This is a genomic window from Massilia aurea (assembly GCF_014200505.1).
In the GTDB taxonomy this organism is placed as follows: Bacteria; Pseudomonadota; Gammaproteobacteria; order Burkholderiales; family Burkholderiaceae_D; genus Telluria; species Telluria aurea_B.
This window is the reverse complement of record NZ_JACHBX010000002.1, coordinates 758,173-774,719: the sequence shown is the minus strand read 5'-3', so window position 1 is coordinate 774,719 and position 16,547 is coordinate 758,173. Positions and strand designations below refer to the sequence as shown.

The 16,547-nt window shown below is 65.0% G+C and carries 19 protein-coding genes; 8 read left to right on the top strand and 11 right to left on the bottom strand.

Annotated elements, in window-relative coordinates:
- Positions 1-150 precede the first annotated feature (150 nt).
- The gene (locus HD842_RS12820) at positions 151-1,794 is read left to right on the top strand and encodes a GMC family oxidoreductase (RefSeq protein ID WP_229424741.1); all 1,644 of its coding nucleotides are present in this window, start codon (positions 151-153) and stop codon (positions 1,792-1,794) included.
- Positions 1,795-1,913: 119 nt separating this feature from the next.
- On the opposite strand, the gene lipA is transcribed toward HD842_RS12820, so the two are convergent.
- From lipA to HD842_RS12785, 7 genes are all read right to left on the bottom strand, one after another.
- The gene (gene lipA, locus HD842_RS12815) at positions 1,914-2,906 is read right to left on the bottom strand and encodes a lipoyl synthase (RefSeq protein WP_183554972.1); all 993 of its coding nucleotides are present in this window, start codon (positions 2,904-2,906) and stop codon (positions 1,914-1,916) included.
- Complete coding sequence (gene lipB, locus HD842_RS12810; protein ID WP_183554970.1) at positions 2,903-3,610, bottom strand: lipoyl(octanoyl) transferase LipB; 708 nt, start codon at positions 3,608-3,610, stop codon at positions 2,903-2,905. The genes lipA and lipB overlap by 4 nt, the downstream gene beginning before the upstream one ends.
- Before the next feature lie 15 nt (positions 3,611-3,625).
- Entirely contained in the window at positions 3,626-3,892 is a 267-nt protein-coding gene (locus HD842_RS12805; protein WP_183554968.1) for a DUF493 family protein, read from the bottom strand.
- An 82-nt stretch (positions 3,893-3,974) separates the two neighbouring features.
- Positions 3,975-5,912, bottom strand: a complete 1,938-nt coding sequence (locus tag HD842_RS12800) for a FecR family protein (RefSeq protein ID WP_183554966.1) — start codon at positions 5,910-5,912, stop codon at positions 3,975-3,977.
- Positions 5,913-6,025: 113 nt separating this feature from the next.
- Complete coding sequence (locus HD842_RS12795; RefSeq protein WP_183554964.1) at positions 6,026-6,664, bottom strand: LysE family transporter; 639 nt, start codon at positions 6,662-6,664, stop codon at positions 6,026-6,028.
- Positions 6,665-6,778: 114 nt separating this feature from the next.
- Positions 6,779-7,066, bottom strand: coding sequence for an HU family DNA-binding protein (locus tag HD842_RS12790; protein ID WP_183554962.1), 288 nt, complete (start codon positions 7,064-7,066; stop codon positions 6,779-6,781).
- Between the two features lie 89 nt (positions 7,067-7,155).
- Positions 7,156-7,365, bottom strand: coding sequence for a BrnA antitoxin family protein (locus tag HD842_RS12785; protein WP_183554960.1), 210 nt, complete (start codon positions 7,363-7,365; stop codon positions 7,156-7,158).
- A gap of 47 nt (positions 7,366-7,412) precedes the next feature.
- Between HD842_RS12785 and HD842_RS12780 the strand changes: the two genes are divergently transcribed.
- From HD842_RS12780 to HD842_RS12770, 3 genes are read left to right on the top strand one after another with little or no spacing between them, the layout of a single operon-like run.
- A complete protein-coding gene (locus tag HD842_RS12780; RefSeq protein WP_183554958.1) occupies positions 7,413-7,589 on the top strand; it encodes a hypothetical protein in 177 nt (58 codons plus the stop codon).
- Entirely contained in the window at positions 7,568-8,500 is a 933-nt protein-coding gene (locus tag HD842_RS12775; protein ID WP_183554956.1) for a DUF808 domain-containing protein, read from the top strand. Before HD842_RS12780 ends, HD842_RS12775 begins: the two co-directional genes overlap by 22 nt.
- 1 nt (position 8,501) lies before the next feature.
- Positions 8,502-9,362, top strand: coding sequence for an oxygenase MpaB family protein (locus tag HD842_RS12770; protein WP_183554954.1), 861 nt, complete (start codon positions 8,502-8,504; stop codon positions 9,360-9,362).
- A 7-nt stretch (positions 9,363-9,369) separates the two neighbouring features.
- Here HD842_RS12770 and HD842_RS12765 read toward each other — a convergent pair whose 3' ends face one another.
- The gene (locus HD842_RS12765) at positions 9,370-9,843 is read right to left on the bottom strand and encodes a hypothetical protein (protein ID WP_183554952.1); all 474 of its coding nucleotides are present in this window, start codon (positions 9,841-9,843) and stop codon (positions 9,370-9,372) included.
- A gap of 36 nt (positions 9,844-9,879) precedes the next feature.
- On the opposite strand from HD842_RS12765, the gene HD842_RS12760 reads away from it, so the two are divergent.
- Both HD842_RS12760 and HD842_RS12755 read left to right on the top strand, forming a co-directional pair.
- Positions 9,880-11,169 (top strand): SDR family oxidoreductase, encoded by a 1,290-nt coding sequence (locus HD842_RS12760; RefSeq protein WP_183554949.1) that lies wholly within the window; start codon positions 9,880-9,882, stop codon positions 11,167-11,169.
- A 26-nt stretch (positions 11,170-11,195) separates the two neighbouring features.
- The gene (locus tag HD842_RS12755; protein WP_183554947.1) at positions 11,196-12,221 is read left to right on the top strand and encodes a zinc-dependent alcohol dehydrogenase family protein; all 1,026 of its coding nucleotides are present in this window, start codon (positions 11,196-11,198) and stop codon (positions 12,219-12,221) included.
- On the opposite strand, the gene HD842_RS12750 is transcribed toward HD842_RS12755, so the two are convergent.
- The gene (locus HD842_RS12750) at positions 12,222-12,998 is read right to left on the bottom strand and encodes a glutaminyl-peptide cyclotransferase (RefSeq protein ID WP_183554945.1); all 777 of its coding nucleotides are present in this window, start codon (positions 12,996-12,998) and stop codon (positions 12,222-12,224) included. It abuts the gene before it with no gap.
- 172 nt (positions 12,999-13,170) lie between these two features.
- Here HD842_RS12750 and HD842_RS12745 point away from each other — a divergent pair, with 172 nt between their 5' ends.
- Together HD842_RS12745 and HD842_RS12740 are read left to right on the top strand one after the other, a co-directional pair.
- Positions 13,171-13,671, top strand: a complete 501-nt coding sequence (locus HD842_RS12745; RefSeq protein WP_183554943.1) for a GNAT family N-acetyltransferase — start codon at positions 13,171-13,173, stop codon at positions 13,669-13,671.
- Positions 13,672-13,806: 135 nt separating this feature from the next.
- Positions 13,807-14,454, top strand: a complete 648-nt coding sequence (locus tag HD842_RS12740) for a DUF6624 domain-containing protein (protein WP_308638406.1) — start codon at positions 13,807-13,809, stop codon at positions 14,452-14,454.
- 80 nt (positions 14,455-14,534) lie between these two features.
- Here the strand turns inward: HD842_RS12740 and nfsB are convergent, their stop codons facing one another.
- Positions 14,535-15,191, bottom strand: a complete 657-nt coding sequence (gene nfsB, locus HD842_RS12735; RefSeq protein WP_183554939.1) for an oxygen-insensitive NAD(P)H nitroreductase — start codon at positions 15,189-15,191, stop codon at positions 14,535-14,537.
- A gap of 69 nt (positions 15,192-15,260) precedes the next feature.
- Positions 15,261-16,268: a zinc-binding alcohol dehydrogenase family protein gene (locus HD842_RS12730; protein ID WP_183554937.1), complete on the bottom strand. Its 1,008-nt coding sequence runs from the start codon at positions 16,266-16,268 to the stop codon at positions 15,261-15,263.
- Between the last annotated feature and the right edge of the window lie 279 nt (positions 16,269-16,547).

Genomic DNA, 16,547 nt, shown 5'->3' with positions numbered 1-16,547 from the left:
TCTAGATTGCTTCACCGTCCATTTCACCGGACATTGCATCCTGCAAGACCGTCTTGCTGGGCCCGACGCCCCTGCCTACCATGGATCTGTGCCGGTCATCCCGATCGGCGAACTTGACCGGCGCAATACCGCGCCTGCTCTGGAGTAACCATGACTTTGACAATGACACGACGCACTGCGATGGCGCTCGGCGCCCAGGCAACCCTGATCGCCCTGACCGGAAGCGCTGCAGCGCTGGCGTCCGGCGCACCGCGCAGCGGTACCGCGACGCAAGCTGCTTCCCGAACCGGCCAGCGGTTTGATGTCGTGATTGTCGGCGGCGGCTCTGCCGGCGCCGTTCTGGCCGCACGCCTCAGTGCCGACCCGCAGCGCCGCGTGCTGCTGCTCGACGCCGGTCCCGATTATCGGGCCGACCAGTATCCGGCACTGCTGGCCAATGCCAACCTGGTCGCCGCCTCACCCGAGCACGACTGGCATTACCACAGTGACGACGCGGCCCGTCTGGGCCATGACATCGGCATTCCGCGCGGCCGCGTGATCGGTGGCAGCTCGGCGGTCAATGCCGCCGTGGCGATGCGCGCCCGCCCTGCCGACTTCGCGCGTTGGGCCGGGCGCGGCATCGAAGGCTGGGCCTGGCCAGAGGTGCTTGCCGCCTACCGTGCCATGGAAAACACCCCCACGGGTGACGACGCCTGGCATGGCCGCAACGGACCGTTTCCGGTGCGCCAGCGCACTGCTGCGGAAAACACCGTTTCGATGCGCGCCTTCGTGACGGCCGCCGAGTCGGTGGGCCTGCCCCACGTGGACGACTTCAACGGCACGCGCCAGCATGGCGTTGGCCCCTATCCCCTGAATGTCGTTGACGGCGTGCGCATCAATACCGGGATGGCCTACCTGACCGCAGCGGTGCGGGCCCGCCCCAACCTGACGATCCGCGGCCGCGCCGAGACCGACCGCGTCCTGATCGAACGGGGACGCGCCGTGGGCGTGGTGCTGGTGGATGGCGACATGATCCCGGCCGGCGAAGTGATCCTGTCGGCCGGTGCGATTGGCAGCCCTGCCATCCTGCTGCGCTCCGGCATCGGACCGAAAGGTCATCTGGGCGAGATGGGGATCACCACCGTGGCCGACCTGCCGGTGGGCGAGCGCCTGCAGGAACACCCGTTCTTCTACAATGTCTACGCGCTGAAAGCGTCGGCCGTGGCGATGACGCCGGCCGCCGGCGCGATTGTCTGGACGCGCTCGCGCGACGCCGCCAAAGACGATCTGGACCTGCATATCTCGGGGACGCACCTGATCGATCCGAAGGCCAGCCCGACCGGCGGCGCGATCGTACTGGCCTGCGCCGTGACCTTGCCTGCGTCGAATGGCAGCGTGCGCCTTGCCAGCCGCGACCCGCGTATTGCGCCGCGCATCCGCTACAACTTCTTCGAGCAGGAGAACGATCTGGACCGGATGGTCGAAGCCGTCGAACTCTCGCGCAGGATCGGGCGCAGCGCGCCGTTTTCAGAGCTGATCGACCATGAAATGGCGCCCGGTGCCAGCGTGCCCGATGGCCAGGCGCTGCGCCGGAACATCGTCGCCAATGTCGCCGGCTACCAGCATCCCACGTCGAGCGTGCCGATGGGCGCGGACGGCGACAGGACCGCCGTGGTGGATGCCTGGGGCGCCGTGCGCGGCATCGCGGCGCTGCGCGTCGTCGACGCGTCGATCATTCCCGACATTCCATCGGTAGCAACCAACCTCACCACCATCATGCTGGCCGAGCGCATCAGCGCGCACCTGACGACATAAGCCGGCGCGGCGCAAAGGGACGCCGTATACGCCAACAGCGATCAGGGCGATGCATGCATCGCCCTGATCGCTGTTTCACCCACGGCCAACCGGCCGCAGGCACGGGACACCGGTTGGAGTTACGCCGCCACGCCCGCGTTGTGCGCCTGCTGGTCGGCGTGATACGACGAACGCACCATCGCGCCGACCGCCGCGTGCACGAAGCCCATTTCGTAGGCTTTTTGCTCGAACATCTTGAAGACGTCCGGGTGCACGTAGCGGCGCACCGGCAGGTGCGAATTGGTCGGCGCCAGGTACTGGCCGATGGTGAGCATGTCGATGTCGTGATCGCGCATGTCCTGCATGACTTGCAGGATTTCTTCATCGGTCTCGCCCAGGCCGACCATGATGCCCGACTTGGTGACCGCGCTCGGGTACATCTTCTTGAAGTCGCGCAGCAGCACCAGCGAGTGCGTGTAGTCGGCGCCCGGACGGGCTTCCTTGTACAGGCGCGGCACGGTTTCCAGGTTGTGGTTCATGACGTCAGGCAGGCCGTCAGCGAAAATGTTCAGTGCTTTTTCGAGGCGACCGCGGAAGTCGGGCACCAGCACTTCGATCTTGGTGTTCGGGCTCGAGGCACGCGTTTTCTGGATGCACTCGACGAAGTGGCCGGCGCCACCGTCACGCAGGTCGTCGCGGTCGACCGACGTGATCACGACATACGACAGGCGCAGCGCGGCAATCGTCTTGGCCAGGTTGGCCGGCTCGTTGATGTCGAGCGGGTCCGGACGGCCGTGGCCGACGTCGCAGAACGGGCAGCGGCGGGTGCACTTGTCGCCCATGATCATGAACGTCGCGGTGCCCTTGCCGAAGCATTCGCCGATGTTCGGGCAGCTCGCTTCTTCGCACACGGTCACCAGGTTGTTGGCGCGCAGGATGTCCTTGATTTCGTAGAAGCGCGACGAGGCGGTGGCCGCCTTGACGCGGATCCAGTCGGGCTTTTTCAGGCGCTCCATCTCGGCGATCGGCACGATCTTGATCGGGATGCGCGAGGTCTTGCTGGCGCCTTTTTGCTTTTCGCTGGCGTTGTAGGCGGCTGCGGCGGCGACGCCGGTATCGATTTCGGAAGTCATAGGCTCGTTGCCCTCGCGGGGCTGTCAGTTGGTTTGTTCGGGTCTGGCTGGACGCCCTCGGGTGCCAGCTGATCGACCAGGGCCTGGGCCAGCGCCCGCTGTACATCGTGCAGCGGCGCCTCGACGCCCATCGTGCGCATATCGACTGTAACCAGTCCGGAGTAACCGCACGGATTGATCCAGGTGAACGGGGCCAGGTCCATCGCCACGTTCAGCGATACGCCATGGTAGGTGCAACCATTGCCGCGTACTTTCAGGCCCAGCGCAGCGATCTTGGCGCCTTTGCGCGGACCGTCTGCGATATAGATGCCGGGTGCACCGGCAACGCGCTCACCGCCAAGATTATACGCCCCTAACACATCGATCACCGCCTGTTCGATTTTTTCCACAAACTGGCGCGCGTACAGCTTGCCACCCGGCTTGTTGCGGCGCAGGTCCATTAACAGATAGATCACGACCTGGCCCGGGCCATGAAAGGTCACTTCGCCGCCACGGTCGGTCTGGATCACCGGGATGTCGTGCGGGGCCAGTACGTGCTCGCGGTCGGCGCCCAGGCCCAGCGTGAACACGGGGGGGTGCTCGACGATCCACAGCTCGTCGCGCGACTCGGGCGTGCGCGCATCGGTGAAGGCGCGCATCGCCGCGAAGGTGGGCTCGTAGTCGGCCTGGCCGAGTTCACGAATCAGGGGGGAGGTCGCTGACATCGGGGACGAACGCCGTTACAGGACCATCTTGACCATCGGATGCGTCGACAGGGTGCGGTACACCTCGTCGAGCATTTCGCGGCTGGTCGCGCGGATGGTCACGGTCAGGCCCGTGTAGTTGCCCTTGGCCGACGGCCGGGTTTCCAGCTTGCTCTCGTCGAAGGTCGGGTCGAGCTGGGTCACCAGCGCCACGATGGTCGGGGCGAAGTCGATGTGGCTCGCGCCCATCACCTTGATTGGGAAGTCGCTCGGGTATTCGATGAGGGAATCTTTGGGGTCCATGGCTGTAATCCTGTGCAAAAGCGCATTGTAGCCAATACCGGCGGTTTCGCCCTGAGGGTGGGCTGAAAACCGCCGGTACCGGTCAGCGCTCCACGCGCGACACGCCGCGCGCGTCGGTGTTGGCGCGCTGGTCATTGTTGCGCTGCGCCGGGGTGAAGGCGGGCGCTGAAGGCTGCGGGCGCGGCGCCGGCGGGGCCACCATCTGCGGTGGCGCGGCAGGGCGCTGCGGCGCGTTCAGCATCGGAGCAGGCTCGGGACGCGGCTGGGGGCGAGATTCTGGACGCGAATCTGGTCGTGACTCCGGCCTCGCAAACGCCGGCGCATTGGTCGACATGACCGGCTGCCGCTGAATCCGTTCTGCCTGCTCACGCATGCGTTCGCGCCCCATTCGCTCCCGGTCGTTGCGCTCGACTTGGAACCGCATGCGGTCCATCTGGTTGCGATTCTCGAACTCGCGCCCCATGCGTTCGCGCTCGCCCTGCTCGCGCAGCGCCCGCTCCTGCCCCGCCATGCGCTCGCGCGCCAGCCGCTCGCCGTTATTGCGTTCGCGTGTGAGCCGTTCCTGCTCGCCGCGTTCGCGTGCCTGCTGTTCGAACTGCATGCGGTCAAGCGCTGGGCGCTCGAGGCCAGGGCGCTCAAAGGCTGGGCGCTCGACGCCGGTACGCCCAACATTTGCGCGCTCGAGCAGGTCGCGCCGGTCGCGGTTCCAGCCGGGGCGCGCCACCAGCGGTGGCGGCGGCGCGCTGCCCGGCGTGCCCGACACCAGCTGCTCCGGACGATTCGGGCGCGGCGCACGCGGGACGATCACCGGACCACGCCCGCCGAACTGCTCGCGCGGCACGACGGTCAGGCCATTGTAGCGACCTGGCTGCTGTTGCTCGCGGCGGGTGGCGTGGCGCCAGTCGTTCAGGCGGCGCAGGCGCTCGCTCGACAGGCGGTAGCCCGGCACATAGCGGTCATACGGACTCAATGGATACCAGCCATGCGCGGCCAGATTGTGCGACTGGAAGCCCACATTCCAGTTGCTGCCACCGACCCAGCCGACCAGCGCCGGCGACCACACGGGCCGGCGCTCGAGACGCCCCGGGGCCCAGGCCCAGCGATTGCGTACCTGCACCCAGCGTCCGTAGTGGAAGGGCGCGTAACCCCACGGCGCATTGTCGACCCAGGTCCAGCCCCACGGCGCGATGAAGGTCCAGCTGCCGTCGCGGTAGGGTGTCCAGTCGGCGGCCACCTGCGGGGTCCACAGGCTGCCGTAATCCGAACTCGTGCTCCAGCTGCCGTAGCGGTCGAGTTCTTCGTAGCCGGTCATCTCGGTGCCGATATGGCGCGCAGATTGCGCCGCCACCAGGGCCTGGTCGCGCGTGAGCGACCAGTCGTCGAAGTTGTCGCGCTGTGCCTGCAGCGTGCGCACGTCCTCATCGCGCACCTGGGCCGCGCGCCCGCCACGCACGGTCAGGCTGGCGCCGGCGCCGTCCACCTGTGCTTCGCCATCGAGAACGCTCACCAGGCTCGTATCGCGCTCACGCTCGGCGTCCACGCGCAGGCGCCCCGGCTGCGTCAGGCGCACGGTGGCCTGCGCGGTGCGCAGTTCGAATTCGGGCACGACGTCGACGTTCAGCACGCGCACGCTGACGCTGCCGTAATGCAGGCGCAGGCGCAGGCTGTCGTCGTCCAGTTCCGTGACCTCGAGCGAGCTGTCGCCATCGAGCCGGATGGCGGTGGAGCCGATCCGCAGCTCGGTGCGCGCGCCAGGCGCGGTGGAAATCAGGTTGCGCGACGTGATGGGCCAGTTCAGTTGGGCCGGGGACGATTCGGCGCCGACGTCGCCGCCGATGTCGACCTTGCCCTGCACCAGCGAGATGCGGCCGGCCCGGCCCGGGGCCTCGGCCAGTTGCGTGTCGTCCAGCACCTGGCCCTGTTCGAGCGCGTCAGTCTGCAGCACCGTTTGCGCGGGCACGGACGTGGAAAAGGCCGCCAGTACGAGCAATGCGGCGGTCGGGGCGAAACGAGGGGTCATGGTGGTGCTCCGGAGGGGAACGCAGACGGAAAGGTACAAACGCATTACAACGCGCGCCCGCTGACCGGGCAACGCGGCTTACAAACAGTTGCATCTGCCGGCAGACCGGCGTGTCAGCCCGGATGACGCTTGACGAAAAACAGCATCGAGCCAATCACGACCAGCACGCCGCCGAACACGCGGTTCTGCAGCTTCATGTGGCGCGGATCGCGCATATAGCGCTGCATCGACGCGGCCAGCGCCGCGTAGCAGTGCATGACGACCGAATCGATGACGACCATCGTCACGCCCAGGATCGCCAGTTGCGTGAGCAGCGGGGCGTCTTTCGAAATGAACTGGGGCAGCACCGCGACCATGAAGATGATGCCCTTCGGGTTGGTGGTATTGGTCAGGAAACCCGTCAGCACGCGGCGGCCGAACGGCGGGTGCGCTTCGAGGCCGACGGTCGATGCGGCGGGGCCGGGCGCAGGCGCGGCACGCCACTGGCTCACGCCCAGGTAGATCAGGTACAGCGCGCCGACCACCTTGACGATCGTGAACGCGACCGAGGACGCCAGCAGCAGCGAGCCGACACCGGCGCCGGCGATGATCAACACCAGTATCAGGCCCAGTTGCAGGCCCAGCACCGTGGCGCTGGCTTTCTTGAGGCCATAGGCCAGGCCGTGCGACATCGACAGCACCGCGCCGGAACCAGGCGAAATGGCGATCAGGGAACCAGCGATGACGAAGGCGATCCAGGTGGCGAAGCTCATGGTGGCGGGTAGAAAATGGGGAACAGCGGGGAGGGTGGACGACGGGACGTTACTGCATCAGCCTCGCGCGCGCGACCCGCACAGGGGCCGCGGCACAAGGCCGTGGGATGGTGCTTACTTCTTTTTGGTCGGGTTGACCGATGCCTTCAGCGTCGCGCCAGCCGAGAAACGCGGGCTCTTCGACGCCGCGATCTTGATCACTTCGCCGGTGGCAGGATTGCGGCCCTTGCGTGCAGCGCGCTTCGTCACCGAGAAGGTGCCAAAGCCGGTGATGCCGACCGTGTCGCCTTTTTTGAGGCGCTCGGTGATGATCTCGATGATCGTGTTCACGGCCACGCCAGCGGCAGCACCGGACATCTCGGTACGCTTCGCGAATTCTGCGATCAGTTCGCCTTTTTTCATAAATCCCTCCGGGGTTAAAAGAGCGGGAAGATTAGCATAAATATTGCCAAGTGCAATGCCGCGCCAGGAGGGAAATCTGCAAGGAAGCCTTATGCGACGCCGGTTTCGCCGATTGGACCGTTCAAACGGTTGCGTAGTGCGGCGTTGATCAGGGTCTGGTATCCGGTACCGCAACGCTCGGACAGGGTGCGAAATTCGTTGAGGACTTCGTCGTCGAGATAGATGGTGATGCGGGTCTTGCGCTTGGGAGGACGGACACGGCGAACGGGAGCTGCGGCCTGGATCGAATCGGTGTTCATGGGATCTCCTTGATGGGGGACGAGGCTGCAGCACCGCAACCTTCAGCATGGACAATACGTACAACGCATCCGGCGCGCGCGGCAAAAGCGACGAGATGCAGATTGGCGGGGTTGAAACGCAAAAACCGGCGCTGAACCGTGTAGGTACTTTACGGCGCCTCGGTTACTATCATTGCAACTTAATTTTGAAGGAGCACGACCCATGGCTGGAGCAAGTTTACTGACCCTACTGGACGATATTGCCGCCGTCCTCGACGACGTTGCCGTGATGAGCAAGGTCGCCGCCAAGAAAACCGCCGGCGTCCTGGGCGACGACCTGGCACTCAATGCGCAGCAAGTCACGGGCGTGCGCGCCGATCGCGAACTGCCGGTCGTCTGGGCCGTGGCCAAGGGCTCGTTCGTCAACAAGGCGATCCTGGTGCCGGCCGCACTGGCCATCTCGGTGTTCCTGCCGTGGCTCATCACGCCGCTCTTGATGATCGGCGGCGCGTTCCTGTGCTTCGAGGGCGCCGAAAAGCTCGCGCACAAATTCCTGCACAGCCCTGAGGAAGATGCACAGCACAAGGCCGCGCACGTGGCGGCGGTGGCCAATACCGAGGTCGATCTGGTCGCGCTGGAAAAAGAAAAAATCAAGGGCGCCGTGCGCACCGACTTCATCCTGTCGGCCGAGATCATCGTGATCTCGCTGGGCACCCTGGTAGGCGTCGCCTTCGGCCAGCAGGTTGCCGTGTTGGTGGCGATTGCCATCGTGATGACGATCGGCGTGTACGGCCTGGTGGCCGCCATCGTCAAGATGGATGACGCGGGTCTGTACCTGAGCAAAAGCCAGAACGGCGCCGCGCGCGGTCTGGGCAAGGGCTTGCTGGCATTTGCGCCGCGCCTGATGAAGGTGCTGTCGGTGGTCGGTACCGCCGCCATGTTCATGGTCGGCGGCGGCATCATCGCCCACGCCATCCCTGCCGTGCACCACTTCGCGCAAAGCATGGCCGCCGGCGTGGCCGACGTACCAGCGGTGGGCGGCGTGCTGGCGTTCCTGGTCCCGACCCTGGTCGACGCGCTCGTCGGCGTGCTCGTGGGCGCGATCATCGTCGCCGTCGTGACGCTGGTGCAGCGCATGCGGGGCAAGAAAGGCTGACGTGCTGGCGCAGCTGCGGGCATTGATGCAACCACCGGCCGGCATGGCGTTCGACTTCAGCCAGCCGGCTGGCGAACCCGCGCTGGCGCCGGCCGGTGGCATCACCTGGCAGGTGTTCGCCAACCCGGTCGCACTGTTTATCGGCGGGGTGACGGCAGTGCTGCTCGAACTGGCCGAACCGTCGGTGCGCACTGGCGTGTGGGACCACAGCAGCTTCCGGCGCGACCCGGCCCTGCGTCTGCGCCGCACCGGTTTTGCCGCAATGATGACGGTGTACGGCCCCCGCTCGGCGGCCGAACAACTAATTGCAAACGTGGTGCGTATCCACCGCCACGTGCAGGGCGCCACGCCGGCCGGCGTGCCGTACCACGCGAACGATCCGCGCCTGCTCGACTGGGTCCAGGCCACGGCCACCTTCGGCTTTACCGAGGCGTATCACCGCTACGCGCGCCGTTTGTCAGCGCTGGAGAAGGATGCGGCATTCGCCGAGGCGCAGCCTGCGGCGCGCTTGTATGGCGCGACGGGTGCGCCGCGCTCGTGGAGCGAGTGGGAAAGTACGCTGGCCAGCATTGCGCCTGGCCTGGAGGGGTCGGCCATCCTGGCCGATTTCATTCGGATCATGGGCGAGGCGCCGATCCTGCCTGCGCCCCTGCGGCCGCTCCAGCGTTTGCTGGTACGCGCCGCCATCGAGATCACACCGGAGCCGGTGCGCTCATTGCCGCAACTTCGCGGCCACGGCCTGCGCCTGGGCGAGGCCACGCTGGTGCGGGCCCTGGCGCGCGGCGCCGGCTTGCTGCCACTGGGCGACACGCCACCGGCGCAAGCCACCCGGCGGCTGGCGACAGCCAGGCCGCACCACTAACACACCATCACTTCGGCGGCTGATTACGCCGCAAGAACATCGAGCCCAGCGCCATGCCGACGGCAATCGACGTGTAGACCACGCCCAGCGACTTGTTCGACAGGCGTTTCTGGTACCCCGGCTGCAATGGCCGTGGCGTCAGCTTGTGGTCGGTGAAGGCGGCGAAGGCCGACGTTGCCGCTGCCGAGGCCAGGACGGCCGACGGGTTCTTCTGATCGAGCACGCCGCCCATGACACGCTCGAACACCAGTGCCCAGACCGTGGCGCTGGCATGGTGAATCAACAGACCGGGCACCGTGTAGCGCAGCGAGAAGCGGTCACGGAAGCTGGCCTTGCGACCGTGCACATAGTGACTGACAGCATTGGTTGCGGCATAGGGGCTGCCGGTTTCTTTCTTTGCGACCAGCGCCATGGCGACCGTCGAGACAATACTCGAGGCCGCACCGGAGACGAGTGCGCGCTGTATTACCGTATATTTCATACAATCCTCTTTTCGATCGCGTAAAGGGAACATCGGATGCGGATTTTGCTGACGGGTGCAAGCGGGTTTGTTGGGCAACACTTGTTGCAAGCGTTGCTGACCGAAGGCCACCACGTCGTCTGTGCGGTGCGTCATCCCGAAACGAGCGACGACCCGCGCCTCAGCTATATCCATGCTGATTTCACTAACGATAACAATAAATCAACCTGGCTGTCGCGCCTCTCGGGAATCGACGCCGTGATCAACACGGTCGGCATTTTTCGCGAGAGCGGCCGCCAGACGTTTGTCCGCCTGCACAAGGAAACGCCGCGCGCCCTGTTCGCCGCCTGCGCTGAATCGCATGACGTGCAGATGGTGATCCAGCTGTCCGCGCTGGGCGCGGATCGCGAAGGCACCACGCCGTATCACGTGTCCAAGCGCGAGGCCGACGACTACCTCGCATCGCTGCCGCTGCGTTCCTACATCGTCCAGCCGTCGCTCGTGTATGGCCGCGACGGCGGCAGCGCGCGCGCCATGCGCACGCTGGCCAGCATGCCGTTCACGCTACGCTTCGGCGACAAGCCGCAGCTGGTGCAGCCGATCCACATCGACGATCTGGTAGCGGCCATCATCGGCCTGTTCAAGCACCGGCTGCCGATGGCACCGGACGGCGGCGCGACGATGCGCGTGCCGCTGGTGGGGCCGCAAGCGATGCCCTTCACCGAATACCTGGCCACGCTGCGCCGCGCGATGGCGATGGGCCGCCAGCCGGTACTGCACTTGCCCGGGCGCGTAGCCCGTTTGGCCGCCGGTTTCGCTGGACTGCTGCCAGGCTCGCTGCTGGATCGTGACGCGCTGAAGATGCTCGATCACGACAACAGCGCCGACGCGACGCTCACGGCCAACCTGATCGGCCATCCGCCACGGCCCGTCAGTGCCTTCATTCAGGACGCCGAGTGCGAGCGGGCGCGCGCCAAGCTTGGCTGGCTGCTGCCGGTCCTGCGCTACAGCATTGCCGCGGTCTGGATCATCACGGCGATCGTCTCGCTCGGCCTGTTCCCGATCGAGGACAGCCTGGCGCTGCTGGCACAGGCGGGCGTGCCGCCGGAGCTGCAACTGCCCGCGCTGTATGGCGCGGCGGGCCTGGATCTGCTGCTGGGACTGGGCACGCTGTTTTTGCCGCGGCGACGCTGGTTGTGGGTGACGCAATTTGGCCTGATCGGCGTGTACAGCGTCGTGATTGCGTCGATGCTGCCGCAATTTCTGGTCCATCCGTTCGGGCCCCTGATCAAGAACCTGCCGCTGCTGGCGGCCATCTGGCTGCTGTACCACCTCGACGAAAAATAACGATTTCAACTGACATAGGAGCACCCATGCAGGCTTACCAAATTCTTCACGGCGCCAACATCGACGGCCTGCAAGCCATCGACTATCCGGTGCGCGACCTTGGCCTGGGCGAAGTGCGCATTCGCGTGCACGCCGTTGCGCTCAACTACCGCGACCTGATGGTCGCGGCCGGGAATTACCTGGTCTCGGTCGACGATCCGATCATCCCGTGCTCGGACGGCGCCGGCGAAGTGCTGGCCGTCGGGCCGGGCGTCACGCGCGTGCAGGTGGGCGATCGCGTGGCCGGTTCGTTCTTTCCGTTCTGGCACGAGGGTGCACCGACGCCCGCGAAAATCCGCAATGGCCTGGGCGGCGACATCGACGGCATGCTGGCCGAAGAAGTCGTGCTGCACGAGGATGCGCTGGCGGTTGTCCCGGCAGGCCTGAGCTTCATCGAAGCGGCCACGATGCCCTGCGCAGCGGTCACCGCGTGGAACGCCATCTTCGTCTCGAGCAATCACGTCAAACCCGGCGACACCGTGCTGCTGCTGGGGACGGGCGGCGTGTCGATCCTGGGCCTGCAACTGGCGCGCGCCGCCGGCCTGCGCACGATCGTGACCTCGTCGAGCGACGAGAAGCTGGCGCGCGCACGCGAACTGGGTGCACATCACACGATCAACTACACCACGATCCCCGAATGGCAGGACGAAGTGCTGCACCTGACCCATGGCGTGGGTGCGCAGGTGGTGCTGGAGGTGGGCGGCCAGGGGACCGTGAACCGGTCAGTGGCGGCGGTGGCAATGGGCGGCACGGTGGCCATCATTGGCGGCGTGAGCGGCTTTGGCGGTGAAGTCAATCCGGCGGCGCTGCTGGCCAGCGCCAAGCGCCTGGTGGGCGTGCACGTGGGCAGCCGCGCGATGCTGGAGGACGTGATGCGCTTCGTCGACGCCAGCGGCGTCAAGCCGGTAATCGATCGCGTGTTCCCGTTCGACCAGGCGCAGGACGCGTACCGCTATCTGGCGTCCGGCGCGCACTTCGGCAAGGTCGTGATCGACGTGACGAAATCCGTGTAATCAGCGGCGCAGGCGTGGCACCAGCTCGATTTCAAACAGCTTGGGCCACAGCTTGCCGGTGACGAACAGGCGCTTGCCTTTGTCGTCCCAGGCGATGCCGTTCAGGACGGCGTCGACGGATGTGGTGCCGCGCGCTTCCGGCGGCAACAGGCCGGTCAGGTCGATCAGGCCGAGGACCTTGCCGCTGTCGGGATCGATGCGCAGGATGAGGTCTGTCCCCCAGACATTCGAATACAGCTCGCCGTTTACGAATTCGAGCTCGTTCAGGCGCGGCACCGGCTGGCCCTCGGCCGTGACCTGGATGCGGCGCAGCTCCTTCATCGTCTTCGGATCGAGGATGCGGATGGCGGCGCTGCCATCGCTCATGTACAGCTGCTTCGCATCGCCCGCCAGGCCCCAGCCTTCGCCCTCGTACTTGAATTGCTGTTTGAGCTTGAAGGTCTTGAGGTCAAACACATAGCCGACCTGCGACTGCCAGGTCAGGCCGACCAGCGTATTGCCCACTGCGGTGGAGCCTTCACCGAATACGTTAGGCGGCAGATCGGCCTTCTGCACCACCTTGCCCGTCTTGATGTCGACCTTGCGGATCGTCGAGTGGCCGATCTGGCCCGTGCTTTCGTACAGGTAGCCATCGCGGTAAGACAGACCCTGCGTGAACGCTTGCGGATCGTGGGGGTAGGTGTTCTTGACGACGAAGCCATAGACCGGCGGCGCAGCGTGGGCGCTGCTGGCGACGACGAGGGCGGCAATGGCAAAGGTGGTGAGCTGTTTCAGCATGGCGGGTCGGGAGGAAAGCGGCAGGAGACTGTAGCACGAAGGCCGGGTGGTTGTTCGACGGGCTTGCTACAGACAGGCCAGCAGCCGTCCGCAGACGATGGCGGCCGTCCGGCGCCGCGGCGACAACGGCCCCGTGTACGATGTGCTGTCACCAATGCATCAGGAGTGGATCATGCTGATATGCCGTGCGGCCACCGCAGCCGATCTGGCCGCCTTGTGGCCGCTGCGCACGCGGGCCGTGCGGGCCAGTTGCGCGGCGCACTATCCGGCGACGGTGATCGAGACCTGGTCCGCCAGCGCGCCGCCGGCGTCACTGGCGGAGCTGGTGAATCTGGGGAGCGCCGTGGTGGCGGAAGAGGACAGCGCGCTGGCAGGCTTCGCGGTGCTCGACCTGGCCAGCGGCGAAGTCGATGCTGTGTTTGTCGAACCAGCGTATCAAGGGCGCGGGATCGCGCGGGACTTGCTGCGCTGGCTGGAAGTGCTGGCGCAGGGGCGCGGCGTGCAACGCCTGTTCCTGTCGGCGTCGCTCAATGCGGTGGCCTTCTATGAGCGCGCCGGATTCATGCGGGTGCGCGACGAGGTGTACGCGCATCGCAGCGGGATCGGCATCGCGTCCGTGTTCATGGAAAAGGTGCTGTCATCCGCTTGCGATGGCCCAGTACCGCTCAAGTGAACGTGAACGTCGCCTCTCGAGCTGTTCCAGCATGACTGGTCGGGAGGAAGGCACCATCAGATCATGCAGGATGCGTGGACCTCGCCAGGTAGCGGTCTTACACTGGCCTGGTGATTACTGCCATCAAGGATATGGATGCAGAATTTTTTGAAGATTCTGGGCGTCGCCGTTGCTGCGACTTTACCATGGGTCCCAGCGCAGGCGGCCTGCGAGGACTACACGAAGGAACTGCGCACGATGGTCAGCGCCGACCAGGCCTTGCGCTCCCGGCTCGATTTCAGCGAGATCAACACCCCGGCCCAGCAGAAAATCGGGGCGCACATGGGGGTGATCGACCGTGCCAACACCGCGCGTCTGAAAGTCCTGTTTGCACAGTGCGGTTTTCCTGACGCCGAAAAGCACGGCGAGCGCGCCGAGCGCGATGCCTGGCTGCTGGTGCAGCACGCCGATCACGACAGGGCATTCCAGAAGCAGACGTTGGCCTTGCTCGAGAAGATCGCCGCAGAGCGGGGCGAACCGGTAGGGCGCAACTTTGCCTATCTGTCCGACCGTGTCGCGGTGGCCGAGCGCAGGCCACAGCTGTATGGCACCCAGCTGATGTCGCTGCCAGAGCAGCCGTGCAATCTAGAGTTCGATCGGCTGGACGACCGTGAGAAAGTCGAAGCGCGCCGGGCCGCCCTGAATATGCCCCCACTCGATATCTACAAAAAGATGGTCATCAAAAACGCAAACTGTCAGGGAGATGTGCCGGAGACCAAGCCAGCGTCGCCATCATCACAGTAATTCGTGTGCAGGCTGCAGTTTCCGCGAGTACGATACAAGACAAAAAAGGCCCACCGAAGTGGGCCAGTCTTACGCTCGCATCAATCGATGAAGGTGAACGTCGCCTCTTGCGTCAGGCGCGACTTCGGCAAGCCCGCATTGAAGTCGGCTGGCGACGAGTAACCGAAGCTCACCAGCACCAGGCTGGTCAAGCCTTTCTCGTTCAGGCCGAATTCGGCGTCGAGGATCTTCTGGTCGAAGCCTTCCATCGGCGTCGCATCGATCTCCAGCGTGGCCGCGCCCACCAGCGCGGTGCCCAGCGCCAGGTAGACCTGCTTCTCGAGCCACTGGGCCACATCCTTGGTGCCGTAGCGGTGCTGGTTGACATAGCCGCGGCGGGTCGCGTCCTGGCCGGCGCGCGCCTGCGCGTCGCGGAAGCGCCCGTCGCGTTCTTCCTGTTCCAGCAGCGCGTCCATGTGCGCTTCGTCCATGTCGACGCGGGCGCACAGCACGATCACGTGCGATGCATCGTTGACCTTGGCGGCGTTGTAGACGTAGCCGCCCTGGGTCGCCTTGGCAATGCGCGCGCGGCCTTCGGGCGTGTTGGCGACGATGAAGTGCCATGGCTGCGAATTGACCGACGACGCGCTGTTACGCAGCAGGTCATACACTTGCTGCATCACTTCTTCGGGGATGCGACGCGCGCTATCGTAGGCTTTGGCGGTATGGCGCTTCTTGGCGGCCGACAGAATGTCCATGGTGTTCCTTTCGCTTTCGCTGGGTGATCGTGGGATTTTTCAATCCCACGATGGTAAGCGATTCCGGCGTCAGAAGTTTTCGAGGACGATTTTTCCGATGGCCTTGCCGCTTTCGATCAGCGCATGCGCGCGGCGCAGGTTCTCGGCGGTGATCGGACCGAAGTGCTCGCCCAGGGTCGTCGTCAGGCGGCCATCATCGACCATGTCGGCCACGCGGTTCAGCAGCTCGTGCTGACGCACCATGTCGGGTGTGCCGAACAGCGAGCGCGTGAACATCAGCTCCCAGTGCAGCGAGATCGATTTGCGCTTGAGCGGCACCGCGTCGAGCGTAGCAGGATCGTCGATCAGCGCCAGCTGGCCCTGCGGCGCGAGGGCCTCGATGATGTCGGCGTAGTGATGATCGGTGTGCGTCAGGCTGATGACGATGTCGACCTGGTCGAAGCCCAGCTCGGCCAGCTGCGGCTGCATCGGGCGCGTGTGGTCGACGGTATGGTGCGCACCCAGTTTGGTGACCCACTCGCGCGTGGCATCGCGCGATGCGCTGCCGATGACAGTGAGGCCCGTGAGCTGGCGCGCGAGCTGGATCAGGATCGAGCCAACACCGCCGGCCGCACCGATGACCAGCAGCGACTTGCCGGCCCCTCCGCCTTCAGGCACGCGCAGGCGGTCGAACAGCAGCTCCCAGGCCGTGATCGACGTCAGGGGCAGGGCAGCCGCTTCGGCAAAACCGAGCGTACGGGGCTTCTTGCCAACGATGCGCTCATCGACCGCCTGGAACTGGCTGTTGGAGCCGGGGCGAATAAGCGATCCGGCATAAAACACTTCATCGCCGGGCGCGAACAGCGTGACACTGTCGCCAACCGACTGCACGACACCACTGGCATCCCACCCGAGCACACGCGGCTCAGTCACTGCCACGCCAAGCCGGATCTTGGTATCGACCGGATTGACCGACACCGCGCGCACCTCGACCACCACATCATGCGGGCCCGGCTCCGGCATCGCCATTTCCATCTCGACAAGCGCCTTTGGATCATCGATCGGCAGCCCATTCTGCGTATAAACAATTGCTTTCATTTTTTCTCCTAAAACCAAACAATGAGGGTCAGCGTCGAATTGTTTGACAACTTCAGCTAATCAATTTCTTATTAATTCGACTCTGACCCTAATTGATTTGCAAGACATACAGCCGAGCTCAGGGTTAACGCCAGATCGAACGGAAATTGGATCAATTGCTCATTAATTCTACTCTGACCCCAATTATTTAAAGGGGTGATACGGCATAAAACTATGCCTGTAAGATACTAATTTAAATCAGGAAATTAAATCATCCCTGAACACATAAAATTCAAAGAA